Genomic DNA, 6,212 nt, shown 5'->3' with positions numbered 1-6,212 from the left:
CTTTCTTTATCGGATAAAATAACCTGTTCTCCTAGTCCCATATCATCAAACGACCATATTACGCACACAAAGACCATCTCTTTACAAGATGACCACTGCCTTAAATTCATTTTCATCGCAGGAAAGCACCATATCACCGCCATATTTATCCACAACTGCTTTTACATTTAACAATCCAATACCGTGATGATCCCCTCTTTTGCTCTTTATCGTATCATTTTCAATTTCCACCTTTTCTGTCACCGGATTTCTTACCGCAAATATCAGTTTATGTTCTTCGCACTCTAATTTCAGATGAATGACCGCTTTTCCGGTATTTTTCAGTACCTTTTCACTCTCCCGGATTGCATTATCCAATAAATTAGAGAGCAGAATCACAATCTCTTCCTCCTCCAGACAGATCTCCTGCAGATCCCCTACTTTTAGGATCACTGCTATGTGTTTCTCCTGCATGCTGCGGTACTTCTGGTTTAAAACAGCATTGACCACCGGATGGTTCGTGTTGATTGCCGACATCTCGACAGCTATGCTCTCTGTCAGCTTCTGCGTAAATGAAAGTGCCTCATCTGTGTGTCCATTCTTTATCAATGTCTGGATCGTGGAAAGCTGATTTTTATAATCGTGCATTTTTCTTCGCTGACGCTCATAGATTTCTTCCCGGTCCTGATAATCTGCAATACGATTTTTCTGATTTTGTTCCGTAAGTACCGCAATTTTTATTCTCTCTTCTTTTTCAATGGTATTCTGCATGAACTCCATAAGGATAAGGTTAATCGCAACCAGTCCCACCGAAAGAAATAAAAATACATTCTGCATATCATCGTTTTCTGAATAAAACATAAGAATGAAACCGACCACCGTAAATACAGGAACACAGAAAAACTGAAACCACTCTTTTCCTGTAATCAGACCGCAGCTTTTTCTTGTCTTGCTAAATCTTCTGATAAACAACATCAGAATGATAAAAACCGTCTTTGATATCAGTGCCTGTAAAAACCATTTTTCTTGGATTGAACCTCCTCTTCCCAACAAAACAGTCACATAATCAATCAATACAAGCATTGTATAGTTGATGATTGAAAACAAAAAACTCTGCCGGAAGGAAACTTCATAATAAGCCAGATTCAGGAAAGACATAACCAGTATAATCGGGATACATTTTAACATTCCGATCCATACCCCTGTGACTGCTGCCAGATAAAGCACTCCGCAATAAACAAAAAATCTATATCTGTTCCTATATCCGCCATCTCTTTTTTCCATAAAAGTATCAAAAAAGTATAGCGTTCCTTTTACTTCCAGCATTTCCGCAATAAATGTCAATACCCAGAATGTCATATTATTCTTCTCCCTTATACAGCATATATTCCCTCTTTACCTGTGCATATCGTGCCTTGGGAACCGGAATCTTTTTTCCCGTGGTAAGTGTCATCACATAACCGCTGATTTTTGTGATGTACCTCATATTTACAAGAAAACTTAGATGTGCCCGCACGAATCCCATATCCTTGAATTCATTTTCCAGTTCATCCAGTTTTTTATAAATCTGAAATGTCCCTTTTTCTGTATAAAATACATTTTTGTGAAGCTCTGTTTCTATATAAATGATGTCATCTGCATAAAGTTTTATCGTTCCTTCCACAAAACGAAATTCGAGAATCCTACGGTTTTTATTAATTTCTGCTATCAAATCATCCATACATTCTTCTATAGTATCTGCAAGGTTATCTTTCAGCAGAAAACGGCTTGCTTTCACCTTATATCCATCCAGTGCGTAATTCATGTATGCCGTCACCAGCACAACTGGAAGTTTTGGATATTTTTCTTTAATCCTCATAGCTGTTTTCAGCCCATCCATCCCCTGCATATTGATATCCAGAAATAATAGCTGACACGCTTCCAAAGCTGATTGTTCTTCGCATAACTGTTCTCCGGATTCATATTCTGTAATAGTAAACTCATAATTCTTTTTTTCACCATAGTCTGACAGCAAATCTGACAGATTTTTTCTGTCATCTATCCTGTCATCACAAATAATAATGTTCATATTTTTCATTCCTGTCTTTGATTGCTCTCATACCTGTAAACCATACAAGTCTCACCTAGCACTCTTTATTATATCAAACAAATCTTCCGCTCGATCATTCTCCGCATCAAATGACTATTTTCCGCATAGAACGACTATCTCCTATAGAAACGCAGAAGCACTGTATCTCAAACTCTTTGAAATACAATGCTTCCCTGCATTTTCTATATCGTCATGTTGATATTATTACTTTACTATCCTGCACACTCTCTGGGAGTGACTGTATCTATCAAAAAAGAAGCCAGCAGTTTATTCACGCACTACTGACTTCCTATATTATTCATTTTATTTACTTCGCTGCGTCTCAGACAAGTTTTCCATCTTTAAACACAATCTCTTTTATTTCTTAATATGCTTAAAAAGTTTCGTAACAAACAAGGCTTTCAAGAATATAGTGTTTTTTCACTTCTTTTCCTAATTTTACACCCCAAAGCTCATCCTACATTGTAGTTAATCCCTTTGTGTGACAAATCAGAAAATGTGAATCGGTGACAAGCATCCATTCCCGCTGACAAAATCAGTATTTTCAGTCCTGCTTCGCTGACAAATTTGTCACTGAAATTACAATTCTGCATGAAAAAAGCGGCAATGAAACTATCTTCATTACCGCTAAAAATGAGCGTCTCCTATAGGAATCGAACCTACAATAGAGTCTTAGGAGGACCCCGTTATATCCATTTAACTAAGGAGACAAATGCCGTATTTTCGGGCTTTTCAGCTCTTTTGGCTCCGGCTACCATATCTATGAATTCAACACTTAGTGATGAATTTCCATTGTATCTTATTTTGACATTCAGGTCAATCCCTGTTGGAATTGAACTCTGACTTATCACTTTCCAACTTCCATAAGTCTCAACCATGATTGAACCTTAGGAGGCACTTGTTATATCCATTTAACTATGAGAACTAATATTACCTAATAATTTACTTTTCCCTGCATCCAGATGACTCCCTTAAATCTTCTGCCAATTGCAGGTTCCCCCAGAAGGTCTTTTTCATTGATGCAGACATCATATATCAAATCGTTACAGTCCAGTGTAAGCAAACAGATTTTATCACCTGTCATCTTATTATTCTCCATCCTGTAATCTACAATTTCACCTAAAATGGAATACTGGTCACTTTCGATTCCGTATGGCATAAAATAAGAATCTACAATACTTAAGATATCCTCGTTAGCTATCCGTCTTGACAACATGGAATAAGTATCAATATCTTCCAGTGTAAGATTTTCAATGGCATCCTCGTCTCCCTCTCTTGCAGCTGCAATGAGGTAATTACGGTCCTGACTGTTTTTCTTTGTATTCTGGATCTGCTTTTCATTTTTGCTGATTGGCATAATGATTTTTCCATTTAATGACAATGCACTTAATGTAGCGGACATTGGACGCATCTTCGGATTTCTGTGATGCTCGGATAAATATTCTGCAACATTCTGTAAATAGAAAATCAATGTAACGCCCAGCTTCATTTCGTCACAGACACCGGCATAAGATTTTTTTTCGGAATGCTTCTCTATCTCTATCTGCTCCTGGGTCGTGATTCCGTCACCCTCTACATACGGGTAATAGTATTCGGTATGAAAGGTTCCATCTTCTGCATATTCTCCGCAAACACGGATTCCAGCTCCCGGTGCAATCTCTTTCGTCATTTCTACAAATTCATTTCCCATGGAATCTTCTGAGACTTCAATTCTATCCGGGGATGAAACGATTTTATCCGTGAGTTTCTCTATATCAGATTTTTTCATATTGTTCTGAAATCCAATTGCTCTTAAATAGCTATGCACGAATCTGTTCTTCCTTCCTTGAAATACCATCTGAAAACCTAAAACAGGCATACCCTATTATATAGTATGCCTGTCATTTTTACAATCTGCTTTCTGCAAATTTATTCATTAAATTTATTCATCTTTTGATTTCATTGCCATTTCTAAAGCTTCTTTTTCTTCTTCGGAAAGTGCAATAATAGAATTTCCATCAATTATTTCCTTAATATACGTATAGCAGCCTTCTCTGCTATGCATTGCATTGATGATATATCCGTCATTGCGCTCATTCAACATTGCAAGGGAAAAGCTCAGCTTTCCACCCATCTCATTAAAGGCATCATATTTTACAAGTCCAAGCTTCTGGAATGTAAAACGTAAAGTAGCAAATATATCTTCGATATTTTTCTTATTTGCCTTGTTAGATGCAACCAGATCATCTATTTCATCTAAACGCTCTTTCAATACATCTTCCAGCGTCCTGGCATCTTTTCCGGACATGAACTTTTTATATTTCTTTTTTAACTTACTCATCTGGACGATATTTACAATGGTAACTATAAAAAGTATCAATACCAGTGCTGCCAGTCCTACTATTACATAATCGGAATCAATTCCTAAATATTCTGAAAAAATCATGTTGTTATCCTCTTCTCTTAATTACAAACAAATGTTCTATTTTTTAATACTTTCGATTAATTCATATATTCTTGTTAATTCATCTGGGGAATAATATTCGATTTCAATTTTTCCCTTCATAGAATCCTTCTGATTAATGATAACCTTTGTTCCAAGTATTGTTTTCATTTTTTCTTCTGCTTCCTGGTAAACAGCATCCAGTTTTTTCTTTTCCGGATTCACCTCTTTTGCAGGTGCATTCTTCTGTTTCTGCATTTTCTTTACCAGCTTTTCAGTATCTCTTACACTGATTTTCTCATCGAAGATTTTTTGTGCAAGTGTATACTGTTTTTCTTCATCAGTGATTCCAAGTAAAGCTCTCGCATGCCCGGTAGAAATCATATCGTCAATTACCATCTGCTGCACTTTATCACAAAGTTTTAAAAGCCGCATGGAATTAGTAACTGCAGTTCTGCTCTTTGATACTCTCTCCGCAACTTCATCCTGTTTCAGATTGAATTCATTTAAAAGACGTTTATATGCAATTGCCTCTTCAATTGGATTTAAGTTTTCCCGCTGGATATTCTCAATCAGGGAAATCTCTACGATTTCCTGTTCAGTTAAATCTTTGATGATTACAGGAACTTTCTTTAATCCTGCCATCTTTGCTGCTCTCCATCTTCGCTCACCGGCAATGATTTCGTAGTAGTCTTTCCGGTCTACTACCAGAAGTGGCTGCAACACACCAAACTGTTTGATAGACTCTGATAATTCTAATAATGCATCTTCATCAAAATTCTTTCTCGGCTGTTCTTTATTTGGTTCTACTTTATTGATATTTACCATGACTTCATTTTTTGCATCTGTCTTCTCATTGGATGTTCCAACTTTATCTGCAATCAATGAATCCAAACCTTTTCCCAATCCACCTTTTCTTGTTGCCATTTAGATATCCTCCCTGTCGATTACTTCTTTTGCAAGAAGTCTGTAGCTTTCTGCTCCCGCTGACCTGCTGTCGTATAGATTAATTGGAAGACCGTGACTTGGTGCTTCTGCTAATCTTACATTTCTTGGAATGATTGTTTTATAAATTGTTGTATGTAAATTATTTTTTACATTATCTACTACTTCATTAGAAAGATTTGTTCTGGAATCATACATAGTAAATACAACTCCTTCCATCTTCAAATCTGGATTCAGTCTTTCCTGTACCAGGTCAATGGTGTGAATCAACTGGCTGATTCCTTCCAATGCATAATACTCACACTGAATTGGAACCAATACGGTATCTGCTGTTGTCATAGCATTTACTGTCAGCATATTCAAAGATGGCGGACAATCAATAATAATAAAATCATAATCGTCCCGGATATAATCTACTGCATTTTTTAAAATATACTCTTTATCATTGATTCCCAAAAGTTCAATCTCTGCTCCGGACAAGTTTACATTAGATGGAATCAAAGTCAGATTTTCAATCTCTGTTTTATGAATACTTTCACGAATTGTACATTCATCCAGCATTAATTCGTAAACAGTATTTTCTAAATCATCCTTATCAACTCCCAATCCACTGGTGGTATTTCCTTGCGGATCCAAATCTATTGCCAATATTTTCTTTCCGGCTTCTGCCAGACATGATGACAAATTAATAGACGTTGTGGTTTTACCAACTCCGCCTTTCTGATTTGCTATTGCTATTATTCTTCCCATACTATTTTCCTTTCTGTCTCTTTCATC

Annotated in this window: 6 protein-coding genes and 1 tRNA gene; all 7 read right to left on the bottom strand. The window is 36.5% G+C overall.

Annotated elements, in window-relative coordinates:
- Nucleotides 1-81: 81 nt before the first annotated feature.
- Nucleotides 82-1,338 carry a sensor histidine kinase gene (locus LKD41_RS14665; protein ID WP_227701585.1) on the bottom strand — a complete coding sequence of 419 codons (1,257 nt, stop codon included), beginning with the start codon at nucleotides 1,336-1,338 and terminating at the stop codon, nucleotides 82-84.
- A 1-nt stretch (nucleotide 1,339) separates the two neighbouring features.
- Nucleotides 1,340-2,047: a LytR/AlgR family response regulator transcription factor gene (locus LKD41_RS14660; protein ID WP_227701584.1), complete on the bottom strand. Its 708-nt coding sequence runs from the start codon at nucleotides 2,045-2,047 to the stop codon at nucleotides 1,340-1,342.
- Nucleotides 2,048-2,706: 659 nt separating this feature from the next.
- Nucleotides 2,707-2,778: transfer RNA gene (locus LKD41_RS14655), tRNA-Arg, on the bottom strand.
- 224 nt (nucleotides 2,779-3,002) lie between these two features.
- Complete coding sequence (locus LKD41_RS14650; protein ID WP_227701583.1) at nucleotides 3,003-3,875, bottom strand: DUF3881 family protein; 873 nt, start codon at nucleotides 3,873-3,875, stop codon at nucleotides 3,003-3,005.
- A gap of 114 nt (nucleotides 3,876-3,989) precedes the next feature.
- The gene (locus LKD41_RS14645; RefSeq protein WP_117699147.1) at nucleotides 3,990-4,490 is read right to left on the bottom strand and encodes a DUF4446 family protein; all 501 of its coding nucleotides are present in this window, start codon (nucleotides 4,488-4,490) and stop codon (nucleotides 3,990-3,992) included.
- A 39-nt stretch (nucleotides 4,491-4,529) separates the two neighbouring features.
- Nucleotides 4,530-5,417, bottom strand: a complete 888-nt coding sequence (locus tag LKD41_RS14640; protein ID WP_117699143.1) for a ParB/RepB/Spo0J family partition protein — start codon at nucleotides 5,415-5,417, stop codon at nucleotides 4,530-4,532.
- Complete coding sequence (locus tag LKD41_RS14635; RefSeq protein ID WP_022242306.1) at nucleotides 5,418-6,185, bottom strand: ParA family protein; 768 nt, start codon at nucleotides 6,183-6,185, stop codon at nucleotides 5,418-5,420.
- Nucleotides 6,186-6,212: the final 27 nt, after the last annotated feature.

The sequence above is a fragment of the Roseburia sp. CLA-AA-H209 genome (genome assembly GCF_020687575.1).
Taxonomy (GTDB): domain Bacteria; phylum Bacillota; class Clostridia; order Lachnospirales; family Lachnospiraceae; genus Roseburia_C; species Roseburia_C amylophila.
Note: the sequence above shows the minus strand (reverse complement) of the source record. Positions and strands in the feature narration are given on the sequence as shown.

What these genes read in the sequence shown, in the direction of transcription:
- LKD41_RS14635 (WP_022242306.1), bottom strand. Translation starts at nt 6,185, where the DNA reads ATGGGAAGAATAATAGCAATAGCAAATCAGAAAGGCGGAGTTGGTAAA.
- LKD41_RS14660 (WP_227701584.1), bottom strand. Translation starts at nt 2,047, where the DNA reads ATGAACATTATTATTTGTGATGACAGGATAGATGACAGAAAAAATCTG.
- LKD41_RS14665 (WP_227701585.1), bottom strand. Translation starts at nt 1,338, where the DNA reads ATGACATTCTGGGTATTGACATTTATTGCGGAAATGCTGGAAGTAAAA.
- LKD41_RS14640 (WP_117699143.1), bottom strand. Translation starts at nt 5,417, where the DNA reads ATGGCAACAAGAAAAGGTGGATTGGGAAAAGGTTTGGATTCATTGATT.